Genomic DNA, 18208 nt, shown 5'->3' on the forward strand with positions numbered 1-18208 from the left:
AATAGCGCTATATCTTAAAATCACCAATGTTCGTCATATTCAGTAAGTCATTTGACATTACTTTGAAGGGGTTTTAAGCTTTTTTATTCAAGCTCTTTTTTAATAAATGATCGAATATAAACGGACCAAGGGGTAAAAAAGATCCGAGTACCCCTGCTGGCATCGCCCAAAGCGGCATTTTGATTTTGGTGGTGGCTATCAACAGCATTAAAATATACGCGATGAACAATCCGCCATGAGCCATCCCTATGTAGGTGACCGCTTCTGCAATACCCATCATATATTTTAGTGGCATGGCGATGCAAAGTAGTAATAAAAAGGACGTACCTTCCAAGTAACCCATGATCGTAAGAATCTTTAATACAGAGTTCTGATCTTTTGTGAGATTAGGTGTTTCTGTGATAGTTGTCTGAGCCTGCGACACTATATCTTCCTTTTGTTTAGAATAAATAAGGTAAGGGTTTTTCAATGCCGCTATGATACTGGCTTTGTTCAATGCTTTGAAGTATTAATTTCACCAACCCTTAATAGAGATCAGTAACGAAACTAAATGACTCTTGATGTCAGTGACTCTAAGGCTGCTGATCTCGTTTTAACTGTGAAAAAATATATGACTGCTTACTCCCTTTCTTGTCTTTACTCTTTTCGTCGCTGTCCTTATGCCATGCGCGCGCGTCTTGGTCTGTTGTTTGCCGAGTTGCCAGTAGAGCTACGGGAGATCACCTTAAAAAACAAACCTGCCAAAATGCTAGCGATTAGCCCAAAAGGCACCGTGCCAGTTTTACAGCTCGCTGATGGTGTTGTGATTGAAGAGAGTCGGGACATAATGGAGTGGGCGCTTGAACAGCAAGATCCACAAGAGCTGTTGAACATTAAGACTTTGCATCAAGGTAATACGTTAATTGAGCAAAACGATCAGGAGTTTAAGCATTGGCTAGATCGCTATAAATATGCTGACCGTCATCTTGAAATGACCCAAACAGAATATCGGCAAAAAGGAGAAGCGTTTCTACAGATTTTAGAAGCACTGCTTACTAAAAATACTTATTTGCTAGGAGACAGTGTGACCATTGCCGATATCGGTATTATGCCATTTGTCCGCCAATTTGCTCATGTAGATCGCGACATTTTTTACAGTTTACCTTATCCGAAGCTGCAAATATGGCTAAAAAACTGGCTAGCGCATCCATTATTTATACAAGCCATGACCAAGTTTCAACCTTGGCAAGATGGCGATGAGCCATTGATTTTCCCTTCTTAGTAAAAGTAGCTCACTCATTTCTTTGTAAATATTTCATCAATCTATTTTAGATATGTCCAGCAACCACCCACACGTCATTAAACAATTCCTAATAATGAGGGAGCTGTTTACCCTCACTATCTTGATAGACCTCAACAGTACTATTCTCAAAATAAATATCAATCTATGGCGGTTTGATAGCCGCTTTTCATAACCTCTGTATCAAAAGGGTTGAATGCCTATTGTGTACACTTGTACTCTTAGGTTAGAATGAACATAAGTGTATCATTATATAAATATTCTTGAGTGACCTCTATTACGAATTGATTGGCATGGTTGTTAAAGTAACTTTTATACGAGTATGAATATAAGAGTGCGCAAACAACGAATCCACGTGCTAATTATAGTGACGCCGATGGCTTTGCTTTTTATATGCGATAACCACTTAATTCACCCCTAATCCCAACATTTACGAAGGACTGTTTGAAATGTTAAAAAGTGCCATTAAAGAGACTGACTTAGAAAAAATCGATATCATATTAGTAAAAAATATTTTAGAGATGGGTATTCAAGATGATTATGCTGACAAGATAGCGGCTGATTATATCGAGACGTTAGCCCGCGCAAAAAGTGATAAAAACAGTCTCTTATATAAATCATCTAAGGTAAAAGAGTGCTATAGACAGTCGGATCTGCATAAATCTATCAACCGTATTATTTATAAGATCGAGCCTTTAAGGGTTGCTATTATGCGTGAAGGCCTAGCATTGCAGCAGGCAGTGGCTGAAGGCAATAAAGAGATAGCTGATGAGATTATTAAGGTTGTCGTTAGAATGAAGCTAGAAAAAAGTAAGCTTGAGAAAAATCTTAGCGCACTTATGGGTAACGTAAAAAAGCTTCAGCTCGCTAGCTAATAAATTAGGGCGTGTTGAACATTGGCAACGTCATCTAAGAAAGCTAAAAACCCTTTATACTATTTTTCGCATAGTATAAAGGGTTTTTAGCTTTCTAACTTGCGACTTATTCATATGAAATAGCTGTATTGTAAGTATTACAAGAATTAGGTGTTTTCTACCTAATGAGTCATAGAGCACATTAATATTAAAATAACGCTTGGTGCTGTAGCCAAATATTCGGCGCGATCAACATGCGTGACCAGCATTGAACCTATTGAATTTGTGATAGGGATACAATGATTAGCAATTAATATATGATTTGTTGAAAAACCAATGCAAGTCAAGATACTACTTGAGCGTAGTCAAGCTAACGAAGATGTAGTATTGATAGCCCATGCTAAAACCAACTAAAAATACCTTAATATTTAATATTATGGATATGCTTTTCTACAATAGCTGGCTATAGGGTGACATCAAGCCAGCAACAGCGCAGACTAAGATAAATACATTGATGTTTTTAGAGGCGGCTTACGTGATTCAAGCTCATGTGTGGCATCACTCTAATATGGAATAGGGAATTTCAACATGTTCATGAAAACGTTAGTCTCCATGGTTGCTCTTTCTGGGATTACCATTCTTATGGCGCGATTTGCTTTTACACTTCCGGAAATTGAAGGGCGAATCGATACAACAGTGTTGCCAAAAGCGATGAATGGCCCGTTGGCTGACGCCTTGATTGAGCTTGAAGCTGTACATAAGGGGCGCACTGGAATTGCGCAGCTACAAAATGGCGCCGACGCGTTTGCTGCACGAATACTTCTCACAGACGTGGCTATATCGAGCATAGATGCTCAATACTATATTTGGCGCGCTGATTTGACGGGTACGCTGTTGCTCGATGCTTTGGTTAGAGCTGCTGATCGAGGTGTGCGGGTGCGTCTTTTGCTCGATGACAATGGTACAACTGGGCTTGATAACGAGATAGCGGCGCTTGTCGCACATCCGAATGTTGAGGTAAGGCTATATAATCCATTCAACCTTAGAACATTTAAGATGTTGTCTTACGCGTTTGATTTCTTCCGATTGAATCGACGCATGCACAATAAATCTTTTACTGTGGATGGTCGTGCCACAATACTTGGTGGTCGAAATGTAGGCGATGAGTATTTCGGAACGGGTTCAACGCCGCTGTTTGTTGATCTTGATGTGCTGGCAGTCGGCGCGATCGTTTCGACCGTCGCCGCTGATTTCGATCGTTACTGGGCAGCCCCATCGGTGCATCCAGCAGGTTCAATCGTTGGGCTACACAAAGACACCGACCCGATTTCTAAACGATTGGCTGGTTTTAAGAATGACCTGCAAATGTGTGAGTATAGAAGCATTCTGGATCACTCAAAAATCGTAGCAGCTCTTGCTGCAGGAGAGCTGAACTTAGAATGGACCACAGCCATTTTGGTGAGTGACGACCCAATAAAAGGTCAGGGAGCCGTTCCGCGTGAAGAGTTATTAGCGACACGCTTGACGGAAGCTGTAGGCGAAATCCAGACACGGTTCGACGGAGTTTCGGCTTATTTTGTCCCCGGTGCTGCTGGTGTCAAAGCTTTTGCAACGCTTGCGGCGCGTGGTGTCAAAGTACAAATATTGACTAATTCGATGGAAGCAACGGATGTGCTGCTGGCTCATGCAGGGTATGCTAAACGCCGCAAGACCATGCTTGAAAGTGGCGTCAGCCTTTTTGAGCTACATAGCCAAGCTGCGTCTGGTGCACCCGCTGACCATCTAGGAGCGTTCAGATCGCCAAAAGCCAGTCTTCACGCAAAAACCTTTGCGGTAGATGGAAAGCGCATTTTTATTGGCTCGTTCAATTTTGACCCCCGTTCGACTGCGCTCAATACCGAAATGGGTTTAATGATCAACAGTGAACAGATGGCACAGAAACTGCACAAAGCATTTGACGAGGGCATGGTTGGCCTTACTTGGCGAGTAGAGCAGCGTAATGGAAGGCTTGTCTGGATCGATTCCTATACTGGATCGATGAGCGTCTCGGAGCCTGGACAAAGTGCCTTGCGTAATATTATCTTGACGATAGTAGGATGGCTACCAGTTGAGTGGCTTTTGTAGCTATAGAAAATAGTACTATATATGATGAACAGTGGTATATAGGATTATGAGCTATAATATCCAACATCTGACACATTCATTCAGTAATGTGATAAATATAAGAAATTGGCTAATGCTATATTATTTGACATAGTGCTTGGAATGTTTTTACGTTCTTTTAATTAAAAAAAGTAGTAGTACTACAATTATTAATCATTAATTATTTTTACTATTTTTTAAGATGATTTGTTAGCGTCTCTATCCTGCTTGTTTTTAATCGTTTATGCTCAGGTACTTTACAAATACTCACTAAGATATCTAAAAAACAATTAAGGAAAATTTATGCATATCACTGCTAATTTCGATGCTGGTAATATTGAGGTTATTAATTTAGAAGATAAAAAAAATATCCAATTGGCTATTCGTCCGGACGTTGGTGGCGAGTTTTTTCAGTGGTTTAATTTTCGCCTGACAGGTCAGGTTGGCGAGCAATATGTGCTCAATATCATGAATGCAGGGGATGCGGCATTCCCTGCAGGGTGGGAGAATTACCAAGCGGTGGCGTCGTACGATCGTGACTATTGGTTCCGTCTGCCCACCTCTTATAAAGACGGCAAACTAACCATAACGGCAGAGTTGGAATGTGAAACCATTCAAATTGCTTTTTTTGCCCCTTACAGTGATGAGCGTCATCAAGATTTATTAGCAGCGGTACAAATGCATCCATTAGTGACGTTAGAGCATTTGGGAGAAACCCTTGATAAGCGCGATTTAACCTTAGTCAAAATTAGTGATGGCGCTAGCAATAACGATGCGCCTAAACGCAATATTTGGATTACGGCACGTCAACATCCCGGTGAAACGATGGCTGAATGGTTGGTCGATGGTCTACTGCATAGCCTATTAGATGGTGATAATGCCACGGGTAAATTATTATTAGATAAAGCTAATTTCTATATTGTGCCCAATATGAACCCAGATGGCAGCGTGCGAGGTCATTTGCGTACCAACGCAGTTGGGACTAACCTAAACCGTGCTTGGTCAAATCCAAGTTTAGAGACCAGCCCTGAAGTCTTTCATGTTATTAATAAAATGGAAGAAACGGGCGTTGACTTATTTTATGATGTACACGGTGATGAAGAAATACCTTTTGTGTTCCTTGCTGGCTCGCAGGGTACGCCAAATTATAGCGACCGTCTCGCGCGTCTACGCGATAGATTTTCAGAAGTGTTAAAGCTCGCCAGTGCTGACTTTCAGACGGAAGAGGGCTATGATGTAGATGCACCGGGTACAGCGAACATGACGCTTGCGACTCACTGGGTTGCCGAACGTTTTGACTGCCTTGCCAATACCTTGGAGATGCCATTTATAGACAACAATAATGTCCCTGATGCGGATACAGGTTGGTCACCAGAGCGCTCTATGAAATTAGGGGAAGCCTCATTAGTGGCTATGTTGGCAGTCGTAGATAATTTACGTGAGTGAATTATTTAGGTAGATTGTTTGGGTTATGAAATCAGTCCATCCACTTAAGGGTTACTTGTTCAACATTCTCTTTGCCATGCCAAATTTCCTTAGATACGCCATCAGGTTGATCTGCTGCCAGACCTTGCGAGTGCCATAACGGCACTTGCAATCCTACCAGATGCGCTCACTCTTACCGATATAACAATCGTTATACTCACTGTGTAGTGAGCGTTTGGGTGGGCGAATTTTGCTCATAACGCTCTTTTCCCATAAAACTATCCCAGATTATTTTACTTATCTAAGACAGCCATGAATACTAAATATCCTTTAATATAAATATACAGGTATGTTAGCTTTGTGCTTTAATAAATGACAGTTGTCATTTATAAGCATTGCTAATGTAAGTGGCATAGTAAGTGACATAGATAGCCTTGATTTTATCAACGAGTAGTTTTTGGACTTATGGAGCGAGCTATGAATAAAGTATTTAAAAAGATTTGGAGTCAATCACTAGGTTGTATAGTGGTGGTATCTGAAAATGCTAAGAGCGCTGGTAAGACCAGCGGCACGACTGGTACTATCGCCCAAATAGCTCGCTCAAATGACTATAAGATGTTGACCCTAAAAGGGCTTGCCTTCAGTATCGCAGCGATCAGTGGCTCTACAGTGTGGGCAGGCGTGGTATGCGTATCGGATCCTGTTTCTGGAGGAAGTACGGCAAGAGGTGCAATTGCACTAGCCTGTGGAATAAATAATGCAGCAGACGGTCTCAATAGCAGTGCTTTAGGTATTGATAATGAAGCATTGAGTGAAGCTACTGCGCTAGGCTATGCAAATAAAGCAAAGGGCAGTTATAGCAGCGCAACAGGTATTTCTAATGAGTCTTCGGGTATTTATAGCAGTGCGGTTGGTTATACTAATGCAGCATCAGGTGATTATAGTAGTGCGTTAGGTGCTAATAATGAAGCATCAGTTAAGTACAGTAGTGCCGTTGGTTATAACAATACCGCATCGCGTATCAATAGCAGTGCGGTAGGCTCTAATAATATCGCCTCAGAGGGTTATAGTAGTGCATTTGGTTATAACAACACGGCATCGAACATAAATAGCAGTGCAATTGGCTATAAAAATACCGCCTCGAATGTAAATAGCAGTGCCGTCGGTTATAATAATAAAGCATCAGGTGAAGACAGTAGTGCCATTGGTTTTGAAAATACATCAGAGGGTGACTACAGTGTTGCAGTTGGTTATCAGAATACCGCATCAGGTACAGACAGCAGCGTGTTTGGCAGTAATAGCCAAGCAACTGCGACAGGCGCAACCGCCATCGGTAGTTTCTCCATTGCAGATGAAAGAGATACGATTTCAGTTGGTAGCAAAGGTTTCGAAAAACGTATCACTAATGTGGCAGATGCAATAAATGATACAGATGCGGTAAATAAACGATATACCGATGGCAAAGCGACTGAAACCTTAACTGCCTCAAAAGGTTACACCGATGGCAAAGCGACTGCAACCTTAACTGCCTCAAAAGGTTACACCGATGGCAAAGCGACTGCAACCTTAACTGCCTCAAAAGGTTACACCGATGGCAAAGCGACTGAAACCTTAACTGCCTCAAAAGGTTACACCGATGGCAAAGCGACTGAAACCTTAACTGCCTCAAAAGGTTACACCGATGGCAAAGCGACTGAAACTTTAACCGCATCAAAAGGCTATACCGACGATAAAGCAACCGAAACTTTAACCGCATCGAAAGGCTATACCGACGGCAAAGCAACTGAGACTTTAACCGCATCGAAAGGCTATACCGACGGCAAAGCAACTGAGACTTTAACCGCCTCAAAAGGTTATACCGACGACAAAGCAACCGAGACTTTGACCGCCTCAAAAGGCTATACCGATGGCAAAGCAACAGAGACTCTGGCATTGTCACAAAGTTATACGAATGATCAGGTATTGAGCGTTAAACAGGACATTGCTGCACAGCATAAATACCTAAGCATCAATGGTGGTACGTCTGCAGAAGCGATTGCTAGTGGAGACAACGCAATGGCTTTAGGCACTAATGCGGCGGCGCAGGGCAAGCAATCTATTGCAATGGGAGATGGAGCCCAAGCAATCGGTGAGCAAGCTATCAGCATTGGCACTGGTAATAAAGTGACTGGAAATCATTCAGGTGCGATTGGCGATCCAAGTACGGTCAGTGGCAATAACAGCTATAGTATGGGCAATAATAATACCGTGTCTGGCGACAATACTTTTGTGCTCGGCAATAATATCAATACTACGGCAAAAAACGCCGTGGTACTCGGTAATGACTCTAGCTCTAGCCGTGAAAACACAGTGTCGGTTGGTTCGGATATTAACCAGCGTCAGATTATCAATGTTGCTAATGGTACCGCTAATAATGACGCAGTCAATGTCAGTCAGTTACAAGACGCAAAAACAAGCGCTATCGAAACCTCGAACACCTATACTGATACTAAATTTAATGCTCTAAATGACTCTATTCACAATTATCTGCAAGACAATGGACAGCGCTTTAAGGAAATTGATGATCGTTTTGATCGTCAAGGTGCGATGAGTGCTGCGATGTTAAACATGGCAACCAGCACGTCAGGTCTACAAGGTAAGAACCGTATAGGCGTGGGCGCAGGTTTTCAGGGCTCCGAGCAAGCGGTCTCATTGGGGTATCAGCGTGTCATTAATCCCAATACCAGCTTTAGTCTCGGTGGTGCTTTCACGAAAGATGAGAACTCTGGTGGCATGGGTATGGGCTTTAGCTGGTAAGCATTAAGTAAACCAAACGCCAGAAAAAGGACATTAATTTGTCCTTTTTCTCTGATGACCATTTTTACTTATTATCTCAAGCTTCTTATAGCGCAAACCTTTTTGAATGCTAATCCCAATGCGAGCGAGGCGGTCGCTTGAGCGGCCTTATTTCTTTAAGAGTTTCTTTAAGAGCTGTCATAAGCTTAGGGTCATAAGGCAATGTCACAAGGTAATTTATATAATGTCACCTGCGTGCATTACACTTCAACTTACTACCGTGTTAAACAACTCTGTGTATAAATTAACAAAGTTACCCTAACAGCACACCGCATAAACCGACAACAGCTATAACACGTTGAATAATCAAAATGTCTTGTAGGTGAGTGTTTAGATAAGTGGCAAATCCTTTGCCGATAGTATATAGACCTAGCATGGCAACAATCATACCCGTAAAGAAGCCAGCGGTATTACTGTTTGCAGGCACTTCGATTGCATGAGCAGCACCGTGGAACATAGCAAGCGCACCAAAGCCAATGACTAAGAATTTATACACGGTTTTGACGGACATCTCGTGGTTTTGATTCAATGCCGCATTAAAGTAGCGGCTCATAAGTGCCATGGTCAGGAGTAAGATAGAGAGTAGAATACCGTATTCAATAAACAGGCTATTCAAGCTCACACTTAAACTCAGTACAAATCCTGTTACTAGACCAATTAACAGTGCTACAAAGCCTTTTTTAAAGCTGTGCATTTGAGTAAATAGCATGCCCATGCCCAGCGCTAACATCAGATGGTCGAACCCAGTCAAAGGGTGCAATATACCAGACAATATTGAAAGGCTAAATGAGCTATCTGCTGCCATCAACTCATGCCCAGGGTGAGAAAATGCGAATGTTGGTAGCAACGATAACAGTGCTAAGCCACTGATTATGTTGGTTTTTTGGAAGAGGTTTTTGCGTGTCATCGTTTTGGCTGTGTCTGTTGTCATGATAAATCCTTAATAAATAAACAAATCGATATAAAAACTGACTGATAATCCACTGATCCATCAGCGGTTTGTAGAGCACTTATTAATGCCATTACCTAAGGCATTCTACGCCACACTTAACATGCCTTTATCTAAGATAAAAGCAACAATGTCATCAAGACCTTCGCCTGTTTTCATGTTACTAAATACCACAGGCTTATCACCGCGCATTTTTTTGGCATCATGTGCCATCACCTCAAGTGACGCGCCTACGAAAGGGGCAAGGTCAGTTTTATTGATAATGAGCAAGTCCGATTTCATGATACCAGGGCCGCCTTTACGAGGAATTTTATCGCCTGCAGACACGTCAATGACATATAGTGTCAAGTCGGACAATTCAGGGCTAAAAGTTGCTGCCAAATTATCACCACCAGACTCGATGATAATAAGCTCAAGACCTGCAAATTGCTGCTGTAATTCGGCGATGGCAGATAAGTTAATTGAGGCATCTTCACGAATGGCAGTATGCGGGCAGCCACCGGTTTCAACACCGCGAATGCGCTCAGCTGGCATCGCCTCATTGCGGGTTAAAAACTCAGAGTCTTCTTTGGTATAAATATCATTAGTCACCACTGCCATATTGATGTCATCCCGCAGGCGTTGACATAGTCTCAGCGTCAATGCGGTTTTTCCTGAGCCTACAGGGCCGCCAATGCCTAAACGTAGCGGAGAGAGCGTCGTTTCTAAATTTTTGTTTTCTACTTTGGGTGTTAGTGCCATAAATAAAGTTCCTTGATGAGAGTTGTGTATATTAGCGATTAAGAGCGAAATAGGCGGCTGTACTGCCTTTCATGCTGACAAGACAGTATGGCTAAATTTGGTAGGTTGGCGGACATATGTAGCTGTTGATAGAGAAGATTTAGCTTAAATGTTGTTATATCAGAGCAATCCGTCATTAACGCCATATGTTGAACGTGCGAAAATTTTTGCTGGACGTTGGCAGCCAGTGGCTGTATTTGCTGACTTAATAACTGTTGCAGCTGCCAAATTATGCGCTGTCCTGCCATTTGTCCAAGCGGTACGGTTTTGACCGCAGCCAGCACCATGTTTTCAATTTGACCAAAGGCATAGGTGGTCATGGCTTGTACAGGCTTAAGTTGCCAGTGCGAGCTGATATGGGCAAACAGTGGCAAAAATCCATGAGTGAGTAAGCTATCAGGCACGTTGAGCTCAAGAACATTATCTAACCATGCGGATAAAGACAGTGCCAATTGACTTGACTCATAGACAAACTCTTTGGTTTCGCGGCTAGCGTGGTAATCTGCACCTAAAGCATCAGCAAGTGCGACGTCATCAATCATAAGTGCCTCCATCATCAGCGCTAGTAGCGGCAGCTCATAACGACATAGTGCCAGCTCCAGATAATCACTCATAAATGCTAAGCAACTGCTTTCATCATGAATAAGCCCTGACTCGATAGCAGGCTCTATGCCTTGCGAGTAGGTATAACTGCCAATAGGTAGGTTGCTTGACGCCAGCATTAACAGACGTCCAGTTACCTCTGTATTATTCAGATCATTTATACCTTGTGCGGTACGGGTAGTCTGCTGTGAGTGTGTGGCGTGATTAGTCATGAGTATGCTTATTATTATGGCTGTGAGCGTCAGAGTGATTATGCTGATGGTTATCGCTATGTGCATGGCTATGACTATGACTATGATCACGATTGTGGCTATGAGAGTGAGAATGTCCGCCGTGCTCACCTTTATACGCACCCGTTTCTGGCTCAAATGGCGCTTGTACGGCTTGGGTATGTAGGCCAAGTTGATTTAACATCGCTTCTAAAACATGGTCAGGCTCAAAGTAGAGTGCATTAGGTGTCAGCATTAAAGGAACATGGCGGTTGCCTAAATGGTAAGCGCCTTTCATAAGGTCAAAGCCATTATCAGCGGTTACTTCTATCAAAGCTTGCTTAGCAGCTATTATTTGTATCAAGTTGCCTTGATGGTCTGCCAGCACACTGCCATTCTTAATGGTTTCCGTACGTGGCAAATCGACACCAATGGTTTCTTGATGCTGAGTGTCTGCTTTAAAACGGCTACGCTGACGGGTATCGAAATCTAAATATAAAAAGTTTTCTGCCTGTTTTTGCCTATCAATAATCGCTTGTTGTTCAGCGCTAAGGGTTGATAGATCAAGACGTTGCGTATAAATGTTCATAATTATGTTTATAGTCCGTTAAAGTAGATGGTTGACAGCTGATGGTAGATTATCAGCACGACAATAAAAAGCAGCTAGAATAAAAAATAGCGCTGTGCCATCGGTAGATAGTCGGCAGGCTCACAGGTCAGCAGCTCACCATCGGCGTACACTTCATAGGTCTCAGGATTGACCTCCATCTGAGGACAGTAGCTGTTGAATTTCATGTCTTGTTTGCGTACCTTGCGAATGTTATGTACTGCTTTGATGACCTTTTCTAGTCCTAATTGCCTATCAACACCCTTATCAATAGCCGCACTTGACATAAAGGTGATGCAAGTCTGCGCCACTGTTTTGGGGAAGCTACCAAACATGCTGCGATAGTGCACAGGCTGCGGGGTTGAAATGGAAGCATTGAGGTCGCCCATGGACGCTGCCGCAATCAAGCCGCCTTTAATGATAAGGTCGGGCTTTACGCCAAAAAATGCCGGCGACCATAAAATTAAATCCGCCCATTTATCTACTTCAATGGATCCCACTTCGTCACTAATGCCATGAGTGATGGCAGGATTGATGGTGTATTTTGCGAGGTAGCGTTTGATACGAAAATTATCATTACTGCTATCAGAATCCGTAGGACTTAGCATGATATTTTCTAAGGACTGCTCCGTTTTAGCTGATTGATCAGGAGCCAGATGACCACGTTGGGTTTTCATTTTATCAGCCGTTTGCCACGTGCGAATAATGACTTCTCCCACGCGTCCCATCGCTTGCGAATCACTACTCATCATGGAGATGGCACCCATATCTTGTAAAATATCTTCGGCGGCAATGGTTTCTTTACGAATACGGCTTTCGGCAAAAGCGACATCTTCAGCAATGGCTGGGCTTAGATGGTGACAAACCATGAGCATGTCGAGATGCTCGTCAATGGTATTAATAGTAAAAGGGCGCGTTGGATTGGTTGATGAGGGTAAAACGTTGGTTTCGCCAATAGCTTTTAAAATATCTGGTGCATGACCACCGCCAGCGCCTTCGGTATGAAAGGTGTGAATACAGCGGTCTTTAAATGCGCCTAGAGTGCTATCCAAATAGCCGCTTTCATTTAACGTATCAGTATGAATCGCCACTTGCACATCGTATTCTTCAGCCACGCTAAGGCAGTTATCAATGGCTTTGGGCGTGGAGCCCCAGTCTTCATGAAGCTTAAGCCCGATAGCACCCGCTTCAATCTGCTCTACAATGGGGGCAGGTAGACTAACATTGCCTTTACCCAAGAATCCGATATTCATCGGAATAGCATCAGTGGCTTTTAGCATGCTGTGAATATGATAAGCACCAGGCGTACAAGTGGTGGCAAGAGTACCTTCAGCAGGTCCCGTACCACCGCCTAACATCGTGGTTACACCAGACATCAATGCCGTCTCACACTGCTGCGGTGCAATGAAGTGAATATGGCTATCGATCCCGCCAGCAGTTAATATTTTACCTTCTCCTGCGATAATTTCAGTAGCCGTGCCAATAGGTAACGTCACGTTAGGCTGAATGTCAGGGTTACCGGCTTTACCGATACCGCTAATGCGACCACCCTTAATAGCGACATCTGCCTTGTAGATACCGCTGTAGTCCACAATCAGAGCATTGGTAATAATAGTGTCGGCAACTTGGTCACCCAGCAGCTGTGATTGACCCATCCCATCGCGGATTACCTTGCCGCCACCAAATTTGACCTCTTCACCAATGCTGATGCTATCAGTATGTTGGCCACTGTGACTGGTCAAGTCATATTCAACCTCAAGCCATAAATTTGTATCGGCTAAGCGTACCTTATCTCCTGTGGTAGGGCCAAAATGCTCGGCATAGATACGTCGGTCAATGCGTTTTTTCGAGGTATTTTGAGAGATTTTAGGGTCTACAACGCCCATAACCTCGCCTGAAAAACCATAAATGTGTTGCTTACCGGCGATCGCGACTAGCTCAACTTCTCGTGATTGTCCTGGCTCAAAGCGTACAGCAGTACCAGATAAGATATTAAGTCGATAGCCAAGCGTCGACTCTCGAACAAAGCTCAGTGCTGCATTGACTTCATAGAAGTGATAGTGAGAACCGATTTGAATAGGGCGGTCGCCAGTATTGATTACCGTTATGGTTTGAACATATCGACCAGCATTCAAAGCCATATCGCCTGCTTTAATATTATATTCGCCTGCTTTTATCGTCATTTTTATTATCCTTAATCGTCTTATGGCAATGGCTCTCGTTCAATATCGTTTTATACAGCTTCATAGCAAACAAGCTATACGATGGGGTTATGCACTGTCACCAGCTTAGTGCCATCAGGAAAAGTGGCTTCAACTTGGACATCGTGTATCATCTCTGCGATGCCTTCCATGACGTCATCGGCAGAAAGATAAGTGGCTCCTTCACTCATCAGTTGCGCCACGGTTTTGCCATCACGCGCGCCTTCCATCAGTAGCATGCTGATATAAGCGATAGACTCAGGATAATTAAGCTTGACGCCACGATTTTTACGACGTTCCGCTACCATGCCTGCGGTAAATAGTAAGAGTTTATCTTTTTCGGTAGGATTTAATTGCATAAAGCTTCCTTAATAATTATTGTCTTTTGAAGGTTATGATTCGTCTTTAATCTTTATAAAGTAAATAGGCTAAGTTAAATGTACTAAGTAGAGTCATTCTGATTTTATTAAGCATTGTTCAGGGATGAGAGTATGCAGGAGCACATGATATTAAGTGTCCCAAATCCTTGGTCGATGAGGCTCAAGCGCGTACCATTTAGACCTGACAAGCTCGCGAATTTGGTAAAAAGCCTCAAAGCAGGCGCGCACATCTGCCCCTAAATAACGGCAATTGATACCTTGAAAATTGTGAGTACAGTGAATAGGTAGTGACTGCTGATCAATGAGATGGCGTAGCTCGGTAATAGTGGCATCTAAATATTGGCCGAGCTTGAGCGGATTATTCTGTAACTCAGGCGCAATGACCTCTGTGCTAGGTATTGCCCAAAAAGAGCCATGCACATGTTGATTATTCAGTCCTAATGGTGAGATAAACCAGCGCGCATTTGCTTGCTGGGAGGTACATTCACTAACCAATAAACTGCCCTCACGCCATATCTCTAAGCGGTTGGCATAATGACCATTAGCAAACGTCTCTTGATACGCTTGACGTCCAAATACCGCAATATCCCAAGTCAACAAACTTGCTGTCTTAGCTAAATAAAATCGGTTATTGGCATTAGAGTTGGAATAATCGTAGTAGATGCTTTCTTGTGGTAGCCATTCTAGGACAGCGTGGTCATCGAGGCGGGCGTCGATATGCTGTTCTGCGCTGACAACATCATTAAAACAGTCGTTAGAAGTATTGTTGTTTGCCGATTGAGTACCGTTGTTAACTTTTGATGAGTCGCTGGGTCTAGAGGATCGTAATGATTTGCGTTGCCCGTACCATTTTCCGGCTCCAGGAGTAGTAATCACCGCATGGCTATTAGAGTGTAGGTTAAACTCCAATGTTAAGCGGTCATCATCAGCAATACCAGCAGGAGGATACAACACATAAATATGGCAAATCCCTGCTTGGCTGTTATCAGTACTATCAGGCTCAGGATACAGCGCGCGCTGCACCATGAGTGCGCCAGTATGGGCACGATGACACAGCCGAGTTTTTGCAGCAGTAGAGGCGCAGTCGAAATGGAGCTGTAGTGAGGATTGCCAAGTCAAAATTGTATTCCCTTTTATAAAGTGTCTTTTTATAAAGTGTCCTTTTAGATTGCCACCAACTCTTGAATATTGTTTTTTGCCATGTTAATTCCTGCCCCTTGAGCTACCACTTGTCCTCTAGAGAGCACGGTATAGTTATCGGCAAGCTCTTCTGCAAATTCATAAAACTGCTCGACTAAAACAATTGCCATATCGCCTTTATTAGCAAGACTACGAATGACTCTGCCAATGTCTTTAATAATGGACGGTTGGATACCTTCAGTCGGCTCATCAAGTACTAGTACTCGAGGCTCTGATGCAAGCGCACGAGCAATAGCGAGTTGCTGCTGCTGACCGCCTGATAGATCGCCGCCGCGCCGATGCTTCATCTCGTCCAGCACTGGAAATATATCATATAAGTGTTTGGGTACTTTACTTGCTTTACGTTGAGAGAATTTCGCCATGCCAATCAGAATGTTTTCTTCAACGGTCAAAGTAGAAAATATATCGCGTCCTTGCGGCACATAAGCGAGTCCTGCGCGCACACGTTGCTCAGGCGTCATCTGACTAATATCCTTACCGTCTAATAAGATTTCACCTGATTTTATTGGTAGGATGCCCATCAAGCATTTAAGCAAGGTGGTTTTACCGACGCCATTACGACCCAGCACCACGCTACATTCTCCTACTGGGGCGGCGAGGGTGACATCACGTAAAATGTGACTGCCACCATAATATTGATTTATGGCATTGATTTCTAACATATAAGCACCTCTGTTTTTTAGGTCTATGTCTAAGTACTACTATTAATTATCGACCTAGATAGGTCTCAATGACGGCTTCGTTATTCTGTACTTCACTCAACGTGCCTTCAGCCAAAATAGCGCCACTTGCTAAGACCGTTACTTTTTCACTTATGGCATCAATGAAAGTCATGTCATGCTCAACCACGATTAAGGTGTGATTCTTTTTAAGACGCAGACATAACTCAGCGGTATGTTCCGTTTCGGCATCTGTCATGCCTGCTACTGGCTCGTCAAGTAAGATAAGTTTTGGTCTTTGCATCAGTAACATTCCAATCTCTAGCCACTGCTTTTGACCATGAGACAATAATCCTGCTGGCTTGTTAATCAGCTCTTTTAGGCGTATTTGATCAAGCGTTGAGTCAAGGGTATCTTGGATTTCTGCGTCAATTTTAGTAAACCAGCTTTTTGATACCCGTTTGTCCTTTGGCGCAGCCAGCATTAAGTTATCAAGTACGGTAAATTTCTCAAATACGGTAGGTTTTTGAAACTTACGGCCAATGCCTGCTTCCGCTATTTCTTCGGTAGATAGTTTGGCTAAATTATGTACTTGACCAAAAAATGCGCTGCCTGTGGTCGGGCGCGTTTTACCAGTGATGACATCCATTAAAGTCGTCTTACCTGCGCCATTAGGACCAATGATGCAGCGTAGCTCGCCCGCCTCAATGTATAAAGACAAATCATTGAGTGCACGAAACGAGTCAAACCACACGCTAACGCCTTCTAAATATAGCGCAATCCCATGTCTCATATCTGGACCTGATTTGGGAACAGGATGCGCTAAGCCACCGCTATCTCCATAATCTTCAGCCAAACTAGTGACTGGTCGGGTAGGCGTGGTTTCTGCAATCGTTATGTTATTTGTATTGTCAAAACTTCCCATTGGCTTATGTATACTAGGATCATTTTTATTTTTAATAAGCGCATCGTTAGCCGTTTTTTGGGAAGCAGCATTATTACATATTATTGACATTATTCTTTTTCCTTCTTAAAACGATCGAGTACACCAATAATGCCGTTAGGGAGAAATATAGTAACCACCACAAATAATCCACCTAGAATAAGCAACCAGAACTCTGGGTAGGCGACGGTAAAATAGGTTTTAATCACATTGACTGTACCAGCGCCTACAATGGCACCGATTAATGAACCTCTGCCTCCAGCAGCCACCCAGACTGCCATCTCGATAGAGTTGACGGGGTTCATCTCGCCTGGGTTAATGATACCAACTTGCGGTACATATAGAGCACCAGCGATACCAGCAATGACTGCAGACAATACCCAAGCAGAAAGCTTGTACCAAAGCGTGCGATAGCCTAAATACTGCAAGCGATTTTCACTATCACGAATGGCACCGAGCACGCGCCCATAAGGCTGGCTCATCAGATAGCGTAGTCCAAGATATGACAGTAGCAGCGCCAAAGCAGTCGTAAAACACAGTACAGCCCTCGTTGAAGAGGCAGTGATGTCATAACCTAGTAGCGTGGTAAAACCTGTGAAGCCATTGTTACCACCAAAGCCTGTTTCGTTACGGAAGAATAATAAGGCGGCAGCGTAGGTCATGGCCTGAGTAATAATCGAAAAATAAACCCCTTTAATCTTTGAGCGAAAAGCAAAATAGCCAAAGATAAAAGCGACCAGACCGGGAACTAGCACCACTAAAGCCATTGCCCACCAGAAATGTTGAGTGCCTGCCCAATACCATGGCAATTCAGTCCAACTCAAAAAACGCATAAAATCTGGCAAGCCCGTGCCAGCAGTTTCACGCGTCAAGTACATACCAAAAGCATAACCTCCTAGCGCAAAATAAAGACCATGACCTAAGCTTAGAATGCCGGCATAGCCCCAGACCAAGTCTAAAGCCAGGGCTACCATGGCGAGCGCCATTATTTTACCAATCAAAGTTATCCAATAAGCAGACAGGTGAAAACTAGAGGTTTCAGGTAATAAATGGAGCCAAGGCAATATCAGTAGCACTAAAAAACACAAACCAATCAGAATAGCATTACGTGGGGAATCAGATAATAATTGAGTCAAACGCAT

General features: G+C 43.2%; 16 protein-coding genes. 5 read left to right on the top strand and 11 right to left on the bottom strand.

Annotation, left to right across the window (positions count from 1 at the left end):
- Window positions 1-73 precede the first annotated feature (73 nt).
- Complete coding sequence (locus tag ACI2JM_RS06465) at window positions 74-424, bottom strand: DUF3817 domain-containing protein (RefSeq protein WP_060491008.1); 351 nt, start codon at window positions 422-424, stop codon at window positions 74-76.
- Window positions 425-610: 186 nt separating this feature from the next.
- On the opposite strand from ACI2JM_RS06465, the gene ACI2JM_RS06470 reads away from it, so the two are divergent.
- From ACI2JM_RS06470 to ACI2JM_RS06490, 5 genes are all read left to right on the top strand, one after another.
- Window positions 611-1261, top strand: a complete 651-nt coding sequence (locus ACI2JM_RS06470) for a glutathione S-transferase (RefSeq protein ID WP_404642992.1) — start codon at window positions 611-613, stop codon at window positions 1259-1261.
- A gap of 467 nt (window positions 1262-1728) precedes the next feature.
- Complete coding sequence (locus ACI2JM_RS06475) at window positions 1729-2154, top strand: hypothetical protein (protein ID WP_404642994.1); 426 nt, start codon at window positions 1729-1731, stop codon at window positions 2152-2154.
- Between the two features lie 567 nt (window positions 2155-2721).
- Entirely contained in the window at window positions 2722-4257 is a 1536-nt protein-coding gene (locus ACI2JM_RS06480; RefSeq protein WP_404642996.1) for a phospholipase D family protein, read from the top strand.
- 321 nt (window positions 4258-4578) lie between these two features.
- A complete protein-coding gene (locus ACI2JM_RS06485; protein WP_404642998.1) occupies window positions 4579-5721 on the top strand; it encodes a M14-type cytosolic carboxypeptidase in 1143 nt (380 codons plus the stop codon).
- 456 nt (window positions 5722-6177) lie between these two features.
- A complete protein-coding gene (locus ACI2JM_RS06490) occupies window positions 6178-8496 on the top strand; it encodes an ESPR-type extended signal peptide-containing protein (protein WP_404643000.1) in 2319 nt (772 codons plus the stop codon).
- A gap of 292 nt (window positions 8497-8788) precedes the next feature.
- Here ACI2JM_RS06490 and ACI2JM_RS06495 read toward each other — a convergent pair whose 3' ends face one another.
- The 10 genes from ACI2JM_RS06495 to urtC all read right to left on the bottom strand — a co-directional run bounded on the left by ACI2JM_RS06495 (window position 8789) and on the right by urtC (window position 18208).
- A complete protein-coding gene (locus ACI2JM_RS06495) occupies window positions 8789-9466 on the bottom strand; it encodes a HupE/UreJ family protein (protein ID WP_404643002.1) in 678 nt (225 codons plus the stop codon).
- A 105-nt stretch (window positions 9467-9571) separates the two neighbouring features.
- Entirely contained in the window at window positions 9572-10225 is a 654-nt protein-coding gene (gene ureG / locus ACI2JM_RS06500; RefSeq protein ID WP_045454649.1) for an urease accessory protein UreG, read from the bottom strand.
- A gap of 38 nt (window positions 10226-10263) precedes the next feature.
- Window positions 10264-11079, bottom strand: a complete 816-nt coding sequence (locus tag ACI2JM_RS06505) for an urease accessory protein UreF (RefSeq protein WP_404643004.1) — start codon at window positions 11077-11079, stop codon at window positions 10264-10266.
- The gene (gene ureE / locus ACI2JM_RS06510; protein ID WP_404643006.1) at window positions 11072-11665 is read right to left on the bottom strand and encodes an urease accessory protein UreE; all 594 of its coding nucleotides are present in this window, start codon (window positions 11663-11665) and stop codon (window positions 11072-11074) included. The genes ACI2JM_RS06505 and ureE overlap by 8 nt, the downstream gene beginning before the upstream one ends.
- Before the next feature lie 74 nt (window positions 11666-11739).
- Entirely contained in the window at window positions 11740-13866 is a 2127-nt protein-coding gene (ureC, locus tag ACI2JM_RS06515) for an urease subunit alpha (RefSeq protein ID WP_404643008.1), read from the bottom strand.
- A 74-nt stretch (window positions 13867-13940) separates the two neighbouring features.
- Window positions 13941-14243 carry an urease subunit gamma gene (ureA, locus tag ACI2JM_RS06520; protein ID WP_010200554.1) on the bottom strand — a complete coding sequence of 101 codons (303 nt, stop codon included), beginning with the start codon at window positions 14241-14243 and terminating at the stop codon, window positions 13941-13943.
- A 150-nt stretch (window positions 14244-14393) separates the two neighbouring features.
- Complete coding sequence (locus tag ACI2JM_RS06525; protein WP_404643010.1) at window positions 14394-15383, bottom strand: urease accessory protein UreD; 990 nt, start codon at window positions 15381-15383, stop codon at window positions 14394-14396.
- A gap of 44 nt (window positions 15384-15427) precedes the next feature.
- Window positions 15428-16126, bottom strand: coding sequence for an urea ABC transporter ATP-binding subunit UrtE (gene urtE / locus ACI2JM_RS06530; protein WP_404643012.1), 699 nt, complete (start codon window positions 16124-16126; stop codon window positions 15428-15430).
- A gap of 46 nt (window positions 16127-16172) precedes the next feature.
- Window positions 16173-17138 (bottom strand): urea ABC transporter ATP-binding protein UrtD, encoded by a 966-nt coding sequence (gene urtD, locus ACI2JM_RS06535; protein WP_404643014.1) that lies wholly within the window; start codon window positions 17136-17138, stop codon window positions 16173-16175.
- Entirely contained in the window at window positions 17138-18208 is a 1071-nt protein-coding gene (urtC, locus tag ACI2JM_RS06540; protein ID WP_055124061.1) for an urea ABC transporter permease subunit UrtC, read from the bottom strand. Before urtC ends, urtD begins: the two co-directional genes overlap by 1 nt.

Source organism: Psychrobacter sp. NPDC064578, assembly GCF_044901245.1.
GTDB classification, from domain to species: Bacteria; Pseudomonadota; Gammaproteobacteria; order Pseudomonadales; family Moraxellaceae; genus Psychrobacter; species Psychrobacter cibarius_C.

What these genes read in the sequence shown, in the direction of transcription:
- ACI2JM_RS06470 (WP_404642992.1), top strand. Translation starts at nt 611, where the DNA reads ATGACTGCTTACTCCCTTTCTTGTCTTTACTCTTTTCGTCGCTGTCCT.
- ACI2JM_RS06475 (WP_404642994.1), top strand. Translation starts at nt 1,729, where the DNA reads ATGTTAAAAAGTGCCATTAAAGAGACTGACTTAGAAAAAATCGATATC.
- ACI2JM_RS06480 (WP_404642996.1), top strand. Translation starts at nt 2,722, where the DNA reads ATGTTCATGAAAACGTTAGTCTCCATGGTTGCTCTTTCTGGGATTACC.
- ACI2JM_RS06485 (WP_404642998.1), top strand. Translation starts at nt 4,579, where the DNA reads ATGCATATCACTGCTAATTTCGATGCTGGTAATATTGAGGTTATTAAT.
- ACI2JM_RS06490 (WP_404643000.1), top strand. Translation starts at nt 6,178, where the DNA reads ATGAATAAAGTATTTAAAAAGATTTGGAGTCAATCACTAGGTTGTATA.
- ACI2JM_RS06495 (WP_404643002.1), bottom strand. Translation starts at nt 9,466, where the DNA reads ATGACAACAGACACAGCCAAAACGATGACACGCAAAAACCTCTTCCAA.
- ureG (WP_045454649.1), bottom strand. Translation starts at nt 10,225, where the DNA reads ATGGCACTAACACCCAAAGTAGAAAACAAAAATTTAGAAACGACGCTC.
- ACI2JM_RS06505 (WP_404643004.1), bottom strand. Translation starts at nt 11,079, where the DNA reads ATGACTAATCACGCCACACACTCACAGCAGACTACCCGTACCGCACAA.
- ureE (WP_404643006.1), bottom strand. Translation starts at nt 11,665, where the DNA reads ATGAACATTTATACGCAACGTCTTGATCTATCAACCCTTAGCGCTGAA.
- ureC (WP_404643008.1), bottom strand. Translation starts at nt 13,866, where the DNA reads ATGACGATAAAAGCAGGCGAATATAATATTAAAGCAGGCGATATGGCT.
- ureA (WP_010200554.1), bottom strand. Translation starts at nt 14,243, where the DNA reads ATGCAATTAAATCCTACCGAAAAAGATAAACTCTTACTATTTACCGCA.
- urtE (WP_404643012.1), bottom strand. Translation starts at nt 16,126, where the DNA reads ATGTTAGAAATCAATGCCATAAATCAATATTATGGTGGCAGTCACATT.
- urtD (WP_404643014.1), bottom strand. Translation starts at nt 17,138, where the DNA reads ATGTCAATAATATGTAATAATGCTGCTTCCCAAAAAACGGCTAACGAT.
- urtC (WP_055124061.1), bottom strand. Translation starts at nt 18,208, where the DNA reads ATGCGTTTGACTCAATTATTATCTGATTCCCCACGTAATGCTATTCTG.